Origin of the sequence: Sphingobium sp. TB-6, assembly GCF_012927365.1 — a bacterium.
Taxonomy (GTDB): Bacteria; Pseudomonadota; Alphaproteobacteria; order Sphingomonadales; family Sphingomonadaceae; genus Sphingobium.
This window is the reverse complement of record NZ_JABBGL010000007.1, coordinates 183,106-201,779: the sequence shown is the minus strand read 5'-3', so window position 1 is coordinate 201,779 and position 18,674 is coordinate 183,106. Positions and strand designations below refer to the sequence as shown.

The window sequence follows — 18,674 nt, the reverse complement described above, 5'->3', positions numbered from 1 at the left end:
GCCCATTAACCATAATATGCGCAAAGGAAAGCGTTAGCCGGCCGTAACGGATCAGGACCGCAAGGCGCAGGGGACGATGGAGGATGGTTCGGGCCGTGCGGCAATGCGCTTGAACCGGGCGAAATAGCCGCCCGCCGTCGGCTTGGGAATCAGTTCCTCCAGACGGAAGCCCATGGCCGCCAATTCGCAGGCCAGCAGGCGCGGCGGCGTGCCGTGCTGGTCGGTCGGACGATCGGCGTCCACCACGATCAGCTCGCCACCCGGCTTGAGCGCTGGACTGAGGTTCCACAGAAAGGCGTAGGGTTCGGCAATCTCATGATACATATGGACCATGAGGATGCGGTCGAAGCTGTTTTCAGGCAGCCTGGGGTTCTCCGGCGCGCCCAGCCGGACGCTGACATTGCGCCAGTCCTCCCGCGTGATGCGGCGGCTCAAGGCGTCGATCACCTCGGGCATGATGTCTTCGGCCAGGACGCGGCCCCTGTCGCCCACCCTTTTCGCGAGGCGCACGGTGTAATAGCCCTCGCCCGCGCCAATGTCCGCCACCGTCATGCCGGAACGGATGCCGGCGCGGTTCATGATGTCTTCGGCTTCGTTCACCCGGTCGCGGGCTTCCTCGCTCGACCAGCGGGTGGAGACGATCGGCGCCACCGGGCGGTCGGCGCGCGGAAAGGCGCGGGCGGCGGCCGGGCGATCGCTATTCTTGTCCGACGAGAATGGGCCGCAGCCCGCCAGCAAAGCCAAGCAGCCCGCCAGCGCCGCGAGCGCTCCAGCCCCGGCCGCCGGCAGGCGCTTCATCAGTCGACATCCTCCACGTCGACCTTCTCTCCGGTCACCTTCTGGCTGAGCGCGGCCGCCATGAAGGGATCGAGCGCGCCGTCCAACACATCGTCGGGCGCGGTGGAGGTGACGCCGGTGCGCAAATCCTTCACGAGCTGATAGGGCTGAAGCACATAGGAGCGGATCTGGTGGCCCCAGCCGATCTCGGTCTTGGCCTGATAGTCGGTCGATGCCGCTTCCTCGCGACGGCGCAGTTCCGCTTCATAGAGGCGCGCCTTCAGCATGTTCATGGCCGTTGCGCGGTTCTTGTGCTGCGAACGGTCGTTCTGGCTGGCGACGATGATGCCCGACGGCACGTGAGTGATGCGGACCGCCGAGTCCGTAGTGTTGACGTGCTGACCGCCTGCGCCGCTGGCGCGGTAGGTGTCGATCTTGAGGTCGCTTTCCTTCACCTCGATATCGATATCGTCGTCGATCACCGGATAGACCCAGACCGACGAGAAGCTGGTGTGGCGGCGGGCCGAGCTGTCATAGGGGCTGATGCGGACCAGGCGATGCACGCCGCTTTCCGTCTTCGCATAGCCATAGGCATTCTCGCCCTTGAACAGGAAGGTGGCGGACTTGATGCCCGCCTGGTCGCCCGCCTGATAGTCGACCAGCTCGACCTTATAGCCGCGCCGTTCGGCCCAGCGGCGGTACATGCGGCTGAGCATTTCCGCCCAATCCTGGCTTTCCGTGCCGCCCGCGCCCGCGTGGATTTCCAGATAGGTGTCGCTGGCATCGGCCTCGCCAGCGAGCAACGCCTTGATCTTGTCCTCGTCGGCGCGATCGGCCAGCGCCTTCAGCGAGGCGATGGCTTCGGCCACCATATCCTCATCGCCTTCGGCATCGGCCATGTCGATAAGTTCCGCGGTGTCGGTCTTTTCGCTGTCGATGGCGCGGGTCGCGCCGATCGCGGCGTCGAGCCTTGTGCGCTCCCGCATCACTTCCTGCGCCTGTTTCTGATTGTCCCAAAGCGTCGGGTCCTCGACGCGGGCGTTCAGTTCGTCGAGGCGGCGAAGGGCGCGGTCCCAGTCGAGGAAGCGGCGCAGCAGGTCCAGCGCGGCGTCGATGCGGTCTATATATTGCTGCGCTTCGGCGCGCATGGGAGGTCTCCAGACATTCGCATGTTTCCTGTTCGTGCAGGAAACGCATCATGCGCCCGGCCCTATCCGAGCGCGGAGAGTTTGGGAAGATTCAATCCTTGCGGGGGAAGAGCTCAAATCCTCCCGACGCTTCGCGCAGGGAGAATTTAGTAAATCCCGCCCTGATCCTGCAGGAAGTCGCTGTCGGTGCGCTGGTGGCGCTGGACCGTCGCTTCGATGCGGGCGGCGGCCTTGTCTTGCGCGGCCACCTCTTCCTTGCGGATCGATCGGCGGGGTTCGGATTCGGGCTTGAACGCTTCCCAGATCACGGCGGGCTTGGGCTCGTCGGTCGGCCAGACGCCATAGACGCGCTTGCCCGAGCGGCGGTCGATCGTGACCATGCGGATGCCCGCCGGGGCGATGAACGGGGTCTTGGGCATCGCCTCCAGCACCGGCGTCATCGCCGCTTTCCAGATCGGCGCGGCGACGCGGCCGCCCTGCGCCCAGCCGCCCAGGCTCCTCGGCTGGTCATAGCCGATATAGACGCCCGCCACGATGTCCGGCGATCCGCCGACGAACCAGACGTTGGTCGGGCCGTTGGTGGTGCCGGTCTTGCCGAACAGCGGGCGTTTCAGGTCCGCCAGCACGGTGGCCGTGCCGCGCTGGATCACGCCCTCGGCAATGTGCACGACCTGATAGGCGGTCATCGGGTTCATCACCTGCCGCCCCTCGAAACCGAAGCGGGGCATGGACTTGCCGTCCCAATTGGCCATGTTGCAGCCGTCACAGGCGCGCCAGCGCAGCGGCCAGATCACCTTGCCGCGCCGGTCCTGCACATAGTCCATCAGCTTGGGGCTAAGCTGCCGCCCCTGATTGGCGAGCATGGCATAGGCGTTCACTATCCGCTCGACCGTGGTTTCGCCCGCGCCCAACGCAAAGGAGAGATAGGGCTGGTAATCACCGATCCCCATCGCCTTGATGGTGCGCACGACGCGGTCCATGCCGGTCTGGCTGGCGGCGCGCACGGTCATCAGGTTGCGCGACTGCTCGACGCCCCAGCGCATGGTCTGCGGCCCGGCGCTGCCGCCGGTGAAGTTGCGGAAGCATTTCTGGCCAAGGCCCGCGCCCTGATAGACGCAGAGCGGTCCGTCGACGATGATCGAGGCCGGGGTCATGCCATTGTCCAGCGCGGCGGCATAGACGAAGGGCTTGATGGTCGATCCGGGCTGGCGCATCGCCTGGGTGGCGCGGTTGTAGGAGGAGAGGCGGTTGTCGAAGCCGCCCTGCATGGCGCGGACGCGGCCCGAATGGGTTTCCTCCACCACCATGCCGCCGGAGACTTCGGGCACGTTGCGCAGTGCCCATGACGAGCCGTTGCGCGCCACCACGATCAGGTCGCCGGGCTTCATCGCCGCGAAGGCCGGGCCGCCGCTCTTGCGATAGGGCAATTGCGCCGCATCGGCGGACAGCGTGCCCGTCGATCCGTCGGAAAAGCCGATCTGCGCGGCGCCGCTGTTCCGGCTGACGATCACGGCGACGCGCCATCCGGCATAGTCGACGTCGATATAGCTTGCCGCCAGTTCACGATGCCAGCCGCGATCCATGTCGATCCTGCCGATCGGCCCGGACCAGCCCTTGCCCGCATCGAAGCGCAGCAGGCCATTGCGCAGCGCCGTGGTCGTCAGATCCTGAATCTTCGGGTCATAGGGGCTGCGCACCCAGAGGCCGCCGGCATAGACGCTGTTCGGACCGTCCGATGCCTTTTCCCCGAATTGCTGGATCAGGCGGCGGCGCACTTCCTCCATATAATAGCCGCCTGCGCGGGCATCGAAGCTGGAGCCATGGGCAGCCACGGTGCCGAGCGGCTGGGCCTGCGCCTCATCGCGCTGGGCCTGGGTGATCCAGCCATTCTTGACCATTTCGCCAAGCGCCCAGTTGCGGCGCTCCAGTGCGCGTTCATGGCCGGTGGGGCTTTCCGGGCGATAATTGGCCGGACCTTTGGGCAGGATCGCCAGATAGGCCATTTCATGCAGCTTGAGGTCGCCCACATCCTTGTCGAAATAGGCGCGCGCAGCCGCCTGCACGCCATAGGCGTTGCGGCCGAGGAATATCTGGTTGAGATAGAGTTCGAGGATCTGCTGCTTGGTCAGCACCCCCTCCATGCGATAGGCGAGGATCATTTCCTTCACCTTGCGCGTGGGGGAATATTCGTCACCGATCAGCAGGTTCTTCGCCACCTGCTGGGTGATGGTGGAGCCGCCACGGGCGCGCTGGCCCGAGCCGATCTTGGTCGCATAGTCGAACACCGCGCCGAAGAAGCCGGGAATGTCGACGCCATGATGTTCGAAGAAGGTCTTGTCCTCCGCCGACAGATAGGCGCGGATCAGCAGCGGTGGATAATCGCTATATTGCAGTTGGACGCGGCGTTCGCGGGCATAGCTGTGGACGGGTTGGCCGTCGGTGTCCCGCACGATTGTCGGCAGCGGCGGCTCATATTCCAGCAGCGTCGCCGCATCGGGCAAGCCGCGCGCGAAGATCAGCCAGAAAAGCGCATAAGCGAGGATGAGGCCGCCAAGGCCAACCGCGATCCAGCGGAACCAGCGCTTGTCCCAATGGGGTGCGAGCCTTTCCCGAAGTCCGCTCGCGCCGCTACGCAGGCGATGGATGAAGGACGATGCGGCGTTTTTGGGGCGAGCCTCTTCCATGATGGTCGAGGCTGTACGGTCAAAATGGGTGAAGCGCCAGAGTGGAATGCTTTGAACGGAATGTCGGCCGGTCCGGACGTTCTCAGCCGCCCGCCCCATCCCCGCGCATCGTCAGTTTGCGGGCGAAATGCACTTCGATCGCGCGGGCGACGCCCTTGGCGATATTCGCCTGACCTTCCTTCGACGCCAGGAAAGCCGCATCGGCCGTATTGGAAATATAGCCCGTTTCGAACAGCACCGACGGGGTATCCGGAGCTTTGAGCACCATCAGCGAGGCGAAGCGATGCGCCGCGCTGCGGAACGGGACATAGGGCGCGGCCTCGCGTTGGAGCAGCCGGGCGAAGCTCACCGAAATGTTCATCGATTCCCGCTGCGTCAGGTCGATCAGGATCGAGGAAACATCGTTCGACTGGCCACCGAGGTTAACGCCGTTCAGAAAGTCGGCCTTGTTCTCGCGCGCGGCAAGGCGGGCGGCTTCGCGGTCGGAGGCGGTCTCGGACAGGGTATAGACGGTCGCGCCCCGCGCCGTGTCATTGTCCGCCGAATCGGCGTGGATGGAAATGAACAGGTCCGCGTTCAGCTTGCGCGCAATGCCATAGCGCTCCTGAAGTACCAGGAAACGGTCAGCGTTGCGGGTCAGCGCCACGCGGACGCGGCCTGACTTCAGCAGTTGGTCGCGTACCGCCTGCGCGATGGCGAGCGTCACATCCTTCTCCCGCTCGCCATTTTCGCGGTTGACCGCGCCTGGATCATGGCCGCCATGGCCGGCGTCGATCACCACCAGCGGGCGGGACGCGTCGCGCGGCCCCTCCACCGGCGGCAGCGACAGGCCGCGCGCCACAGGCGGGATCGGCACGGTGATGCTGTGGAGACGCCTGGCCGGGCGCGAGGCCATATGCGCGGGCGCGTCAAAGCGCATGCCCGCCCGGCCGCCATCGGGGATGACGGCGGAAAGCGGCGCGCCGGAGAGGATCATGCTTGCGAGCGCAAGACTTTGGAACATGCGCCGCTTGTGCAACGTACGGGCCTTGGCCGTCCAGCCGAATTTCATGACGCCCGTCCACCGATCGTCCCGGCGCTATCCCGGCGATATGAAGCATAGCCGCTTTTCGCGCATCGAAACGGCAAGGTTAACCCCATCTTCACCATGATCGCGATAGACTGCCGGGCGAAGTTCCGCCGGAAGCGCAAGCCGCGAAACAATATTTCGAGTGGCCGTTGCTCCTTGCCATTTTGACTGCTACCCATTCACATTCCCAAAAGACGCGCCATATTCGGCGGCAGTCCTTTCGGGGATATTCACGATGGCACCGGCGGGCGACAACGCCCGGCACGGATGCACGAACAGGTTGACGCTGCATGAGGCATGATTTCCAATCCACGCTGGCCCCGGTTCCGGGCGATGCGGCGTGGTTGGTGGTGTCCGGCACATGGTCCGGCCCTGCCCCGGCAGCAGACACGCGTTTTTTCCTTCAAAACCGGACGATGCAGCAACTCGCGCCGTCCCCTTACTATCGCGTGGCAGCCCGGCCCAGCGCCGCTGGCCGCCAACGCCGGAGATTCATAAATGACAATGCGTATGCTGATCGATGCGCGCCACCGGGAAGAGACCCGGGTCGCGGTCGTCAAAGGTAACCGGATCGAGGAATTCGACTTCGAATCGGCCGAGCACAAGCAGCTCAAGGGCAATATCTATCTCGCCAAGGTTACTCGTGTAGAGCCTTCGCTCCAGGCGGCCTTCGTCGATTATGGCGGCAATCGCCATGGTTTCCTCGCTTTCAGCGAAATCCATCCCGACTATTATCAGATCCCCCGGGAGGACCGCGAAGCGCTGCTGCGCGAGGAACGCGAGCATGCCGAGGAAGAGGCCGCGCTGCGCGCCGATTTCGATGATGATGAGGAACATGGCGGCGCGTCCGACGGTGGCCTGGAAGTCGTCGAGGCCACCCATCATCATGACGATGAAGATCATGAAGGCGAAGCTGCGGCCAGCGAAGGCGCCGAGGGCGGCCGCAATGGCCGTGGCCGTCGCGGCAAGGGCGACGAGGCCGCCGACGAGCTGCGCCGCAAGCGCATGGCGCTGCGCCGCCGCTACAAGATTCAGGACGTCATCAAGCGCCGCCAGGTGCTGCTGGTGCAGGTCGTCAAGGAAGAGCGCGGCAACAAGGGCGCGGCGCTGACCACCTATTTGTCGCTCGCGGGCCGTTATTGCGTGCTGATGCCGAACACCAGCCATGGCGGCGGGATTTCGCGCAAGATCAGCAACGCTGCCGACCGCAAGCGCCTGAAGTCGATCATCGCGGAAATGGCGCTGCCCTCCACCATGGGCTGCATCGTCCGCACCGCCGGTCTCCAGCGCACCAAGCCGGAGATCAAGCGCGACTTCGACTATCTTGCCCGCCTGTGGGACGAGATCCGCGAAAACACACTGAAATCTGACGCCCCCGCGCTGATCCACAATGACAGCGACCTCATCAAGCGGGCGATCCGCGATATCTACAACAAGGATATTGAAGAGGTCATCGTCGAGGGCGAATATGGCTATAAGGCCGCCAAGGATTTCATGAAGCTGCTGATGCCCAGCCATGCGCGCCGGGTGAAGCAATATGCCGATCCGATCTCGCTGTTCCAGCGCGCCAGCGTCGAGGATCAGCTCGCCGGGATGTACAATCCGGTCGTACAGCTCAAATCCGGCGGCTATCTGGTCATCAACCCGACCGAGGCGCTGGTGTCGATCGACATCAACTCGGGCCGGTCGACCCGCGAGCATGGCATCGAGCAGACCGCCGTCGCCACCAATCTGGAAGCCGCCCGCGAGATTGCCCGGCAGCTCCGCCTGCGCGACATGGCGGGCCTGGTCGTCATCGACTTCATCGACATGGAGATGAACTCCAACATCCGCAAGGTCGAGAAGGCGATGAAGGAGGCGCTGAAGGACGATCGCGCCCGCATCCAGGTCGGCCGCATCTCGGGCTTCGGCCTGATGGAAATGAGCCGCCAGCGTCTGCGCACCGGCGTGCTTGAAGCGTCGACCCGCCAGTGCCCGCATTGCGAAGGCACGGGGCTGGTGCGGACGGCCTCGTCGGCGGGTCTGTCGGCGCTTCGCATGCTGGAAGAGGAAGCGGCGCGTGGTCGCGGCAGCCTGATCACCCTGCGCGCCAGCCAGGAAGCGGCTTTCTACGTCCTCAACAACAAGCGCCGCGAACTGGACGAGATCGAGCAGCGCTATGGCGTGCGCATCGCGATCCTGCCCGATGGCGAGGTCGAGGGCGCGCGCATGTCGGTCGAGGCCAGCGGGCCGCGTCCAGAGCGCGTGGTCGACTATACGCCGATAATCGAGGAAGAGGATGATCTCGAAATCGTCGAGGAACTGGACGAGGAAGAGGTCGAGGAAGTCGAAGCCGCGCATGAGGAGCATGGCGACCGTGGCGAGGATCGCGAGGGTGGCCGTCGCCGCCGTCGTCGCCGTCGCCGCCGGGGCGGGCAGCGCGATGAGCATCGCGCCGAGCCTGCGGCTGAAGGCGATGCTGGCGAGGACGCCGACATTTCCGACGAGGCAGAGGAAGTCGAGGGTGAAGCCGAAGCCGAAGCTGCACCGGTCGAAGCCGCTGTCGAGGGTGAGGGCGAAGGCCGTCGCCGCGGCCGCCGCGGCCGTCGGGGTGGACGGCGCCGTCGTGAGGCAGGCGAGGAAGGGTTGAGCGAAGGTTCGGCCGCCAGTGAGGAGTCCGTCGAGGCTGAGGCCGCTCCGGAACCGGTAGTGGAAACGGCTCCCGAAGCGCCTGCCGAGGAGGAAGCGCCCAAGACCCGCCGCCGTCCGCGTGCGCGCAAGGCGAAGGAAGCTGCTGCGCCTGCCGCCGAAGCCGAAGCGGTCGAAGCTCCGGTGGAAGTCGTGCGGGAGGAGCCGGTTGCCGAAGAGGCGCCTGCCAAGCCCAAGCGCACCCGTCGCAAGAAGGTGGAGCCGGTCGCTGAGGAAGCCGTTGCTGCCGAACCTGCTCCGGTTGCCGAAGAGGCGCCTGCCAAACCCAAGCGCACTCGCCGCAAGAAGGCCGATCCGGTGGTCGAGGAAACCGCTGCCGCAGAGGCCGCACCGGCTATCCAGGCGCCCGTCGAAGCCGCCTCCCCCGCGGAAACCGCCGAAGCGGTTACGGTGAATGGCGAGGCCGGTGACGAAGGTGAAAATGAAGACGGCACGCCGCGCCGCGGCTGGTGGCAGCGCACTTTCGGTCAATAAACGGACACTCGATAATGCAAAACGCCGCTGCCTCGCCGGTTCAACCGGCCAGGTGGCGGCGTTTTCTTTTCGGTTGGAAATCAGGGAAATTGGAAAAACAGTGCTGAGGGCATCAGTGCTTTTTGGCTAATTGCGGTTATGAACAATCGTGAGGCCCGCTCTGCCCCCATTCAGGACACTAGCTCGAACATCAGCTGCATGCCCGTCCTCGGCCGGATCGTCAGGCGGCTGATCGGCTCCGGCTTGAACCCTTGCGGCACCGACAAGCGATAGCGGCGCACCACGGTGGCGATCACCGTCATCACCTCCTGCTGGGCGAAACCGGCGCCGACGCAGACGCGGGGGCCGCGGCCGAAGGGGAACCAGGCCTGCTTCACCATCTCCGCATTGGCGGGGTCTTCGAAGCGAGCGGGGTCGAAGCTGTGGGGGCAGGCCCAATTATCCTTGTTGCGCTGAGTGAGCCAGGGGGCGACGACCAGCATCGCGCCTTCCTCCAACTGCTTGTCGCGCATCGGCATCGGGCAGGTGACTTCGCGGGGGAAAAAGGCGACCGGCGGATAGAGGCGCAGCGTTTCGCGGAAGATGTTGCGGATCGCGCCCATATCCTTGAGCATGGCGGCATCGAGCGGGACGGTTCCGGCGATTTCCGTCACCTCGGCGCGGGCGGCGGTCTGAATATGGGCGCATTCGGCCAGCATGTAGAGCGCCCAGGTCATGGTGCTGGCCGAGGTTTCATGGCCTGCGAGGAAGACGGTCGAGACCTGATCCATCACCTGCTGCAAGGTGAAGGGTTCGCCGGTTTCCGGATGCTTCGCCTCGATCAGCGACTGAAGGATGTCCTTGTGGGGAGCCTCGCCACGCTGGTGGAAGCCCGCGTAGCGCGCTTCGACGATGGGGCGGAAGACATCGTGGATCGCCTTTGCCGGGGTCAGCGACCGCTTCTCGAACCAGCGCGCAGGGAAGCCGTAGAGGCGCAGCATCGAGGCGCTGTGGGCGAGGCGCTGGAACTTGCCGAAGGCGGTGTGGATGATGTTGGAGCGCCGCTCGTCCAGCGCTTCGGAAAAGAGCGTGCGGAAGATGATGTCGGCCGCGACATGGGTCATCATCGGGTCGATATCGACCGGCTTGCTGCGGTCCGCCTCGCCCAGGCGAGCGAGCAGGTCATCGGCGGCCGCGACCATCAGCGGCATCGAACGGTTGAGCGCGGTGTGGGCGAAGGCCGGGTTCACCATGGCGCGCTGGCTTTCCCAATCCTCGCCATTGGCGGAAAAGACCGAATTGCCGATCAGCGGCGAGAGGTTGCGCACCAGCTCGCGATGCTTGGGATAGGCCGTGCCGCCCCGCAATATCTGGTCCACCAGCGGCAGTTCATTGGCGATGTACATGGTCTGGCCGGGCATGCGGATTTCGCCCAGCTTCATCGTGTAGCTCTTTTCGAACAACACATGAATCCAACTATGCCAGCCGCGCAGGAAGCGCTTCATCAGGCCGCGCTTGGTGCGGGGCGGCTCTGGATAAGGCGGCGTGAAGGGCTGCGTCACTTGATCGTCCTGAACTGCGCTATCGCTTCGTCGATGGTCCGGCGGCCGGCGGTGAGGCTGACATAGTCGACCGGCGAGAGGCGGTCGCCCACGCGCAGATAGTCGAAATGCGCCTCATATTTGTTCGACCAGCCGCTGTGATAATTTTCCGGATCATAGAAGAGGTGGAAGCGCGGCGAGAGAAGGTCCACGCGGGCGGCGCACCGGTCTGAGACAAGGCGGATCGGGTGCACGTCATAATAGGCCGCGCCGTCCGGCGGGGCGGAGAAGTCGACCAGGCGGAAAGGCTTGTCGTCCAGCGCTTTCAGATCGGCATGATACCAGCTTGCGTCCTTGCGGAGCGCGATGACGGGGACGACCTGCCCCAGCGTCAGGACGGTGAAATTGTCGGGCAGCGGCCTGTCCCCGCGCAGTTCGAGGATGCGGCGCAGGACGCTCATCGCATAGATGGTGCCGTTGCTGTGGGAGGCAAAGATCACCTCGTCATGGGAGCCGTCCATTTCCTCGACAATGCGGGTGGCGAACTGGTCGAGGCGCTCGTCCATCTCCGCGCCGGGGCCGTCGGCGGCGACCGAATGGTTATAATACATGAAGCGCAGCAGCCAGGGCACGATCAGCTTGTTGAGCAGGCGGCCCGACAGAGCCACGCTGATGCCGATGCTGATGAGCGCGGCGGCCCAGAAGGGCAGCAGCAGCGTCAGCAGCAAAGCGGGAAGCAGCGCGAGGGCGAGCGGGATCAGCACCGCCAGCAGCGGCGGGTAGAGGATGGTGATGACGGGCCCCGGACGCAGCTTGCGCATGCGCAGGAACTGCATGTGCCGGGCATGGGCGCTGTAGGTGGCGATGGAGCGCCATGCCAGCAGCAGCGGATTGCGAATCCAGACCTTGCCGACCAAATCCTCCCAGCGGAGGAATTCATAGTCGGTCTCGACCCCGGCGCTGTGGTTGGTGACGGTCCAGAGGGCGGACGAGGCCGGGCCGGAACGGCGGGCGCTGACCTCCACCTGTTCGCCCGACAGGCGCGCGTAATTTTCCGCCTGCTCGCGATACATCTGGTGATAGAAACGCACCCCGCGCGGATCGAAACCGCCAAGGTAGAAGAGTTTACGCTTGAACTTTTCCATGGCCCCTGTTCCACATCGGGCCATGACGACACCCGAACGCGACTACTGCTATTTCATAGACCACCGCAAATACAACCGAAACATCGGCTGTCGGCGCCATGACAATGCCTATGGCATCAATGGTGGCGGCAGCGAGCGGGACCGGTGGCGGGCGGACTTCGCCTTCTACCGGCACATGAAGGGGGAAGGCGATCCGATGGCGCTGCCGTCGTTGCTCGCTTGTCTGGTCTTCGGCTGGTTTTGCTGGAATTATCACCCCGGCAAGGGGCTGTGGCGGGGGCAGCTCTTGCGCCGCTTCGCCAAAGCGCCGAAGTGAGCGGCATGACAAAGCATGTTTCCATTGGGCCGGTGATGGTCGGCAACGACTTGCCCTTCGTCCTGATTTCCGGCCCCTGTCAGATCGAGAGCCGCGATCATGCGATGATGATGGCGGAAAGACTATCGGGCATCGCCGCGAAAGCGGGCGTGCCGTTCGTGTTCAAATCGTCGTTCGACAAGGCGAACCGGACCTCAGTGTCAGGACAGCGAGGCGTCGGGATCGATGCGGGGCTGGCAATTCTGGCGGAGGTGAGGGCCAGCTTCGGCTGTCCGGTGCTGACCGATGTGCATGAGGCGGGGCAGGTCGAGGCGGCGGCTCAGGCTGTGGATATCTTGCAAATCCCCGCCTTTCTGTGCCGCCAGACTGACCTGCTGCTGGCGGCGGGAAAGACCGGCGCGGTCGTCAATGTGAAGAAGGGGCAATTCCTCGCGCCCTGGGACATGGCGGCGGTGGCGCAGAAGGTCGCCTCGACCGGCAATGAGCGTATCCTGCTGACCGAGCGCGGGGCGAGTTTCGGCTACAACACGCTGGTTAGCGACATGCGGTCGCTGCCGGTGATGGCGCAGACCGGCTATCCGGTGGTGTTCGACGCTACCCATTCGGTGCAGCAGCCGGGCGGGCTGGGTTCAGCCTCGGGCGGGCAGCGCGAATTTGCGCCGGTGCTGGCGCGGAGCGCTATCGCGGCGGGGATCGCGGCGGTCTTTGCCGAGGCGCATGACGATCCGGACAGCGCGCCTTCGGATGGGCCGGTGATGCTGCCGGTCGAATGGGTCGGACCGTTGCTGGAGAAGCTGAAGGCGATCGATGGAGTGGTGAAGGGGTAAAACACCCCTACCCGTTCGGGCTGAGCGAAGTCGAAGCCCTTGCCTGAGCGCAGCGAAGGCTTCGACTTCGCTCAGCCTTGCCCTTCGACAAGCTCAGGGCGAACGGGGAAGAGATTGGCGGATTTACGGCCGGGTCTGGCCCGTTCCGCGCACCAGCCATTTATAGGTCGTCAGACCTTCCAGAGCGACCGGACCGCGAGCGTGGAGGCGCCCGGTCGAAATGCCGATCTCCGCGCCCAGCCCGAACTCGCCGCCGTCCGCAAACTGGGTGGAGGCGTTCCACATCACGATCGCGCTGTCGACGGCGTTCAGGAAGCGCTCGGCTTTGGTCGCGTCCTCGGTGATGATCGCGTCGGTGTGGTGGCTGGCATGGGCAGCGATATGGGCGAGCGCCTCGTCCAGCCCATCCACGACCCGGACCGAGACGATGGCGTCGAGATATTCCGTATCCCAATCCTCATCCGACGCGGCGATCACGCGGCTGTCCATCGCCTGCACAGCTTCATCGCCGCGCACTTCGCATTTGGCGTCGAGCAGCGCCTTCACGATGGCGGGCGCCTGAGGATAGGCCTTGTCGATCAGCACTGTCTCGGTCGCGCCGCAAATGCCGGTGCGGCGCATCTTGGCGTTCACCACCAGCTTTTGCGCCATGTCCGGATCGGCGGCACCGTCGACATAGCTGTGGTTGATGCCGTCGAGATGCGCGAGCACGGGCACGCGCGCCTCTTCCTGCACGCGGGCGACCAGGCTCTTGCCGCCACGCGGGACGATCAGGTCGATGAACTCGGCGGCCTTGAGCAGCGCGCCCACGGCGGCGCGGTCCGTGGTGGGGACCAGTTGCACCGCGTCGGCGGGCAGGCCGGCAGCGGCGATCCCTTCGGCCATGGCCGCGTGGATGGCGCGGTTGCTTTCCTTCGCCTCGCTGCCGCCGCGCAGGATCACGGCGTTGCCGGCGCGCAGGCAGAGCGCGGCGGCGTCGGCGGTCACATTGGGGCGGCTTTCGTAGATGATGCCGATCACGCCCAGCGGCACGCGGACGCGGCTCAACTCCATGCCGTTAGGGCGAACCTGCTTGTCGATCACGCTGCCCAGCGGATTGACCAAAGTGGCGACCTGATCAACGCCCGCCGCCGTCGCGAGAACGCGATCCTCGTCCAGCCGGAGCCGGTCGAGCATGGCGGGCGAAAGGCCGTTGGCGGCGGCATTTTCCATGTCGCGAGCATTGGCGGCGATGATCTGCGGCGCCTGATCCCGCAGCGCCTGCGCGGCGCGGCGCAATGCGTCGATCTTCTGCGCATCGCTCGCGGCGGAAAGGACCGCTGCCGCAGCGCGCGCGCGCGCGCCCATGGTCGCGATCAGCATTTCGGGGGTCTGGGTAAGGTCGTTCATGAAATATCTCGCCGTGTTTCGCGCCGGGCCTTATCATGAAAGCGGGCCAAAGCGAAACCACCGTTGCGGATGCGGCAGGGCCAAAGCCGACAGCCGGACCATGGGTCGCAAAATGGCCCGGCTGTCAGCAGGCAGAAGGAACTGCCTATTTCGCACGCCTAGCGATCAGGTCAGGCCAGCGCATACCCAAAACAGGGTATAGACCAAGCCAAGCCGAAAAATTCGCTCAAAATGCCGCAAATTCAATATTAAAGCGGATCGATCAGGCCGCCTGGGCCAGAATCTCCTGCTCCATGGCGGTGAACATCCGGCAGGGCGGGATATTGCGCCATTCGACCCGTTCCCGAATCTCTTCGAACAGGGGGGAGAGCAGGCGGCGCACATAGCCGGAATATTGATAGACCATGAAAGCCCCCCCAGCCTTCAACACCGACCGGGTTTCGGCGCAGATCGCCTCGCCCACGCCTTCTGGCAAGGTCGAGAAAGGGATGCCGGACAGCACGTAATCCGCCTGGGCATAGCCCGCTTCCTTGATGAAGCGGCGGACATCGGCGGCAGAACCATGGACGATGCGCAGCCGGGGATCATCGATCTCCGCCTCCAGATAAGCGACGAAATCGAGATTGAGGTCGATCGCGAGCAGGGTCGCGTCCGGATGCAGCCTGTCGAGAATGGGGCGCGTGAACGTGCCGACGCCCGGCCCGAATTCCACGAACAGCCGGGTCCGCTGCCAGTCCACGCCCTCCAGCATGCTGTCGACCAGCATCTGGGAAGAGGGAATGACCGACCCGATCATGCCTGGATGCTTGATGAACTGCCGGAGGAACATGCTCCATTGACCCAGGAAGGTGGAGGATTGCTTTCCGGGAAAGACCCGATTTTTCTTCTTCAAAGAAATGGAGGCCATTCATTCTCGCCTGTCTGCCTTGACCTGACCGACTCGCAAAAATCGCACCGGCATGCAAGCGCCTTCACGGCGGAAGGGGTAAAAGCATGGGCGGGTAAAGGGATTTCCCCTCCCCCGCCCGATGATCGAGTCAGTCCCGGTTGCGGGGGCGCAACATGCCGGGCGCGACAAAGCCGATGGGATCGACCTGCATCACGCTTTGCTTGAGCGTGGCCTGGATCTGCTCATATTCACGCTCCATTTCGGGCGTGACGGAGGCACGGGTGTCCTCCAGCGCCGCTTCGAAATGGGCCTGCGTCACCTTGTCCACCGAGAGCGACTGGCGCAGCGCGACCAGCCCCGCCCGGCGAACCAGATCCTCCAGATCGGCGCCGGTGAAGCGTTCGGTGCGCTCGGCCAGCACATCAAGATCAACGTCCTGCGCCAGCGGCATCTTGCCGGTATGAATGGACAGGATGCGCCTGCGCCCGGCCCGATCCGGCACGGGGACATAGATCAGTTCATCGAACCGCCCTGGCCGCAGCAGCGCCGGATCGATCAGCGTCGGCCGGTTGGTCGCGCCGATGACGACCACCGATTGCAGCTCCTCCAGCCCGTCCATCTCGGCCAGGATGGTGTTCACCACCCGCTCCGTCACTTGTGGTTCGCCCAGGCCGCCGCCCCGCGCGGGGACCAGGCTGTCCAGTTCGTCGATGAAGATGACCGTCGGCGCCACCTGCCTTGCGCGGGCGAAGAGGCGGGCGATCTGCTGTTCGCTCTCCCCATACCATTTGCTCAGCAGGTCGGACGATTTGGTCGCGATGAAATTGGCCTGCGCTTCCCGCGCCACCGCCTTCGCCAGCAGCGTCTTGCCGGTGCCGGGCGGGCCATAGAGCAGGAAACCCTTGGCCGGGCGGATACCGATCCGGCGGAAGGCGTCCGGATCCTTGAGCGGCAGTTCCACCCCTTCCTTGAGGCGCATCTGCGCATCGTCCAGCCCGCCGATATCGGCCCAGCCGATGTTCGGCGCCTGCACCATCACCTCGCGCATGGCGGAGGGCTGGACGCGCTTGATCGCCGCCATGAAATCCTCCCGCGTGACGGAGAGTTCCTCCAGCACATCGGGCGGGATCGTCCCTTCCTCCAGATTGAGGCGCGGCATGAAACGGCGCACCGTCTCGATCGCCGCCTCGCGGGTGAGCGCGGCGAGGTCAGCGCCGACAAAGCCATAGGTCATGCGGGCGAGTTCGCTGAGGTCGACCTTGTCGCCCAACGGCATGCCGCGGGTGTGGATGCCCAATATTTCCCGCCGCCCGCGCTCGTCCGGAACGCCTACGATGATTTCGCGGTCGAACCGGCCGGGACGGCGCAGCGCCTCGTCAATCGCCTCGGGCCGGTTGGTCGCGGCGATGACGACCAGGTTGGTGCGCGGCTCCAGCCCGTCCATCAGCGTCAGCAATTGCGCGACGAGGCGCTTTTCCGTCTCGCCGGTCACATTGCCCCGCTTGGGCGCGATCGAATCGATCTCGTCGATGAAGAGAATCGACGGCACAGCCTTGGCGGCGGCCTCGAAAATCTCGCGGAGCTGCTTTTCCGACTCGCCATAGGCCGAACCCATGATCTCCGGGCCGTTGATCAGGAAGAATTCCGCTTCCGATTCATTGGCGACGGCGCGGGCGAGCCGGGTCTTGCCGGTTCCCGGCGGGCCGTGGAGCAGAACGCCCTTGGGCGGATCGACTCCCAGCCGCTCGAACAGTTCGGGATAGCGCAGCGGCAGCTCCACCATCTCGCGCAACTGGTCGATCGCCTCCGCCATGCCGCCGACATCGTCATAGGTGACGTCGGCGCGGCGGGATTCGCGCGGCTCCTCATATTCGGCGCGCAGTTCGACTTCGGTGTCGGCGTCGAGCATCACGAAGCCCTTGGGCACCGTCGACACCACCACCAGCCGGATTTCCTGCAGGGCGTAGGCGGGCGCGGCCAGCATCTGGCGCAATTGGGGCGGCATGTCGCCGGGCGGAACCTGTTGCTGTCCCGCCGTGGCGACGATATCGCCGGAGGCGAGCGGCCGTTGGAAGAAAACCCGCTTCAACGCTTCGGGATTGCCCTGCAACCGCAAATTATTTTGTGCAGGCGCGAAGACGACGCGCTGGGCAGGGCGTGGTTCGACCTTGCTGATCAGGACGAAGTCGCCCGATCCGACCCCGGCATTCGCGCGCTGAAGCCCGTCGAGGCGCAGGACGTCAAGCCCCTCATCCTCCTTATAGGGCCGCACCACCCGCGCGGGGGTGGAGCGCTTGCCCGCGATCTCGATCACATCGCCTTCGGCCAGATGGAGTTCCGCCATCACCGCCACCGGCAGGCGCGCAAGCCCGCGCCCCGCATCTTCCGGCCGGGCGTTGGCCACCTGTATCCTGCGTCCTGCGGTTTCTTCTTCGGCCACGTCGGCTTCCCCGTTCTTGTCGCTGCGTAACGAGATAGGGAACGTCGCGGCCGAGGAAAAGGGGCCATAAGGAACCCCGGAAGGAATAAAAAAAGGGCCGGCCCGAAGGCCAGCCCGTAAAGTTTATAGGAGAGGATGCCTGAAAGGCCTTTCCTATGTGCAGTGCGGGATGTATTTTCGCAAGTGCGAAAAGAATCGAGGAGTTGCATTTTTTGCATCTTGCCAACCGCCCTTTTTTCCTGCTCAGTGGCCCAGTCTTTGGATTGAGGATGCTTGAGAGCCGGTTTGCGCGCCGTTTGAGAAGAAGCAATGACGCGTCGCAGCGGATCGGCCGAATGAACATGACGGTTTATGCGTAGATTGCCGCCTCTTACGGCCCTGGAGGCCTTTGTTCAGGTCGCCCGCCTTGGTTCGGTCAAGGCGGCAGCGGAGGAGCTTGCGCTCTCGACTCCGGCGCTGAGCCGCCGGGTTCAGGCGCTGGAGCGGTTCATCGGCCGCCCCCTGTTCGACCGCAAGCATCAGGCGCTGGAAATCAACGCCGACGGGCAAAGATTGCTGGACGACATAGCTCCGACGCTGGATTCATTGAGCCAGGCGCTGGAGAATATCCAGAGCGGCGGCAACCAGTTACGCCTCAGGCTCGCGGTCATGCCGCTGTTTGCGACGCAGCGGCTGTTCCCGCATCTGGGCGCGCTGCGGCAACGCCATCCGCAGCTCCATATCGATATCGAAACCACCCCCTATGCCGTCGCCCGGCTGGGCGAAGGGCTGGACGCCGCGATCGTGCTGGCGAAGGACATCGACCCGGCGCTCTATGCCCATGAGCTGGACCATGACGAGGTCTATCTGATCGGACGCAAGGCCATGCTGGAGGCGCCGAACGCGCTGACATCCCCGCAGGAGCTGGCCAATCATACGGTGTTGCTGCACCGCGACATGGCGCTGGCGTTCGAGGCGTGGAAGGAGGCGGTCAACCTGCCCGACCTGCAGCCGCTGGCGATCGACAATTATGATTCCGGCCAGTTGATGCTGGAGGCCGCCGCCCAGGGGCTGGGCGTCGCGGTGATGCATGCCAGCCATTATAATGAAGCGCAGGATCCCCGGCTGGCAAGGCTGTTTCCGGAGAACCGGGTCGAGAGCCCCTATCGCTATTATTTCGTCTGCCGCCCCCGCGCGTTGCAGACCCGGGCCGTGCGGATCTTCCGCGACTGGCTGATCGGCGCGGATATATAATCGATGTCGATCAACGCCTTGCCGATTTTCGCTTGGCGTGTCCTTAACCTTGTTTATCCCCCGTCGTTATAGCGG

13 protein-coding genes are annotated in these 18,674 nt (G+C 64.7%); 4 read left to right on the top strand and 9 right to left on the bottom strand.

Annotation, left to right across the window (positions count from 1 at the left end; genetic code table 11):
- Positions 1–51: 51 nt before the first annotated feature.
- The 4 genes from HHL26_RS12120 to HHL26_RS12105 form a co-directional block, all read right to left on the bottom strand.
- A complete protein-coding gene (locus HHL26_RS12120) occupies positions 52–798 on the bottom strand; it encodes a methyltransferase domain-containing protein (RefSeq protein ID WP_066560673.1) in 747 nt (248 codons plus the stop codon).
- Positions 798–1,925: a peptide chain release factor 2 gene (prfB, locus tag HHL26_RS12115; RefSeq protein ID WP_066560674.1), complete on the bottom strand. Its 1,128-nt coding sequence runs from the start codon at positions 1,923–1,925 to the stop codon at positions 798–800. Before prfB ends, HHL26_RS12120 begins: the two co-directional genes overlap by 1 nt.
- A 146-nt stretch (positions 1,926–2,071) precedes the next feature.
- Positions 2,072–4,609: a transglycosylase domain-containing protein gene (locus HHL26_RS12110; protein WP_066562061.1), complete on the bottom strand. Its 2,538-nt coding sequence runs from the start codon at positions 4,607–4,609 to the stop codon at positions 2,072–2,074.
- A gap of 82 nt (positions 4,610–4,691) precedes the next feature.
- Entirely contained in the window at positions 4,692–5,660 is a 969-nt protein-coding gene (locus HHL26_RS12105) for an N-acetylmuramoyl-L-alanine amidase (RefSeq protein WP_066560676.1), read from the bottom strand.
- 516 nt (positions 5,661–6,176) lie between these two features.
- Here HHL26_RS12105 and HHL26_RS12100 point away from each other — a divergent pair.
- Positions 6,177–8,840, top strand: coding sequence for a ribonuclease E/G (locus HHL26_RS12100; RefSeq protein WP_237229851.1), 2,664 nt, complete (start codon positions 6,177–6,179; stop codon positions 8,838–8,840).
- 170 nt (positions 8,841–9,010) lie between these two features.
- On the opposite strand, the gene HHL26_RS12095 is transcribed toward HHL26_RS12100, so the two are convergent.
- Positions 9,011–10,381, bottom strand: a complete 1,371-nt coding sequence (locus HHL26_RS12095) for a cytochrome P450 (RefSeq protein WP_066560686.1) — start codon at positions 10,379–10,381, stop codon at positions 9,011–9,013.
- Positions 10,378–11,505, bottom strand: coding sequence for a hypothetical protein (locus HHL26_RS12090; RefSeq protein ID WP_066560687.1), 1,128 nt, complete (start codon positions 11,503–11,505; stop codon positions 10,378–10,380). Before HHL26_RS12090 ends, HHL26_RS12095 begins: the two co-directional genes overlap by 4 nt.
- A 22-nt stretch (positions 11,506–11,527) precedes the next feature.
- Here HHL26_RS12090 and HHL26_RS12085 point away from each other — a divergent pair, with 22 nt between their 5' ends.
- Both HHL26_RS12085 and kdsA read left to right on the top strand, forming a co-directional pair.
- The gene (locus HHL26_RS12085; protein WP_066560688.1) at positions 11,528–11,821 is read left to right on the top strand and encodes a hypothetical protein; all 294 of its coding nucleotides are present in this window, start codon (positions 11,528–11,530) and stop codon (positions 11,819–11,821) included.
- A gap of 5 nt (positions 11,822–11,826) precedes the next feature.
- On the top strand, positions 11,827–12,648 hold the full coding sequence (kdsA, locus tag HHL26_RS12080; RefSeq protein ID WP_066560691.1) for a 3-deoxy-8-phosphooctulonate synthase: 822 nt from the start codon (positions 11,827–11,829) through the stop codon (positions 12,646–12,648).
- Positions 12,649–12,771: 123 nt separating this feature from the next.
- On the opposite strand, the gene HHL26_RS12075 is transcribed toward kdsA, so the two are convergent.
- The 3 genes from HHL26_RS12075 to HHL26_RS12065 form a co-directional block, all read right to left on the bottom strand.
- Positions 12,772–14,037 carry a glutamate-5-semialdehyde dehydrogenase gene (locus HHL26_RS12075; protein ID WP_066560693.1) on the bottom strand — a complete coding sequence of 422 codons (1,266 nt, stop codon included), beginning with the start codon at positions 14,035–14,037 and terminating at the stop codon, positions 12,772–12,774.
- Between the two features lie 262 nt (positions 14,038–14,299).
- Positions 14,300–14,944 carry a methyltransferase domain-containing protein gene (locus tag HHL26_RS12070; RefSeq protein WP_066560700.1) on the bottom strand — a complete coding sequence of 215 codons (645 nt, stop codon included), beginning with the start codon at positions 14,942–14,944 and terminating at the stop codon, positions 14,300–14,302.
- A 130-nt stretch (positions 14,945–15,074) separates the two neighbouring features.
- Positions 15,075–17,366, bottom strand: a complete 2,292-nt coding sequence (locus HHL26_RS12065; protein ID WP_082748727.1) for a CDC48 family AAA ATPase — start codon at positions 17,364–17,366, stop codon at positions 15,075–15,077.
- A 351-nt stretch (positions 17,367–17,717) separates the two neighbouring features.
- On the opposite strand from HHL26_RS12065, the gene HHL26_RS12060 reads away from it, so the two are divergent.
- Positions 17,718–18,599 (top strand): LysR substrate-binding domain-containing protein, encoded by an 882-nt coding sequence (locus HHL26_RS12060; RefSeq protein ID WP_066560703.1) that lies wholly within the window; start codon positions 17,718–17,720, stop codon positions 18,597–18,599.
- The last annotated feature ends 75 nt before the right edge of the window (positions 18,600–18,674 follow it).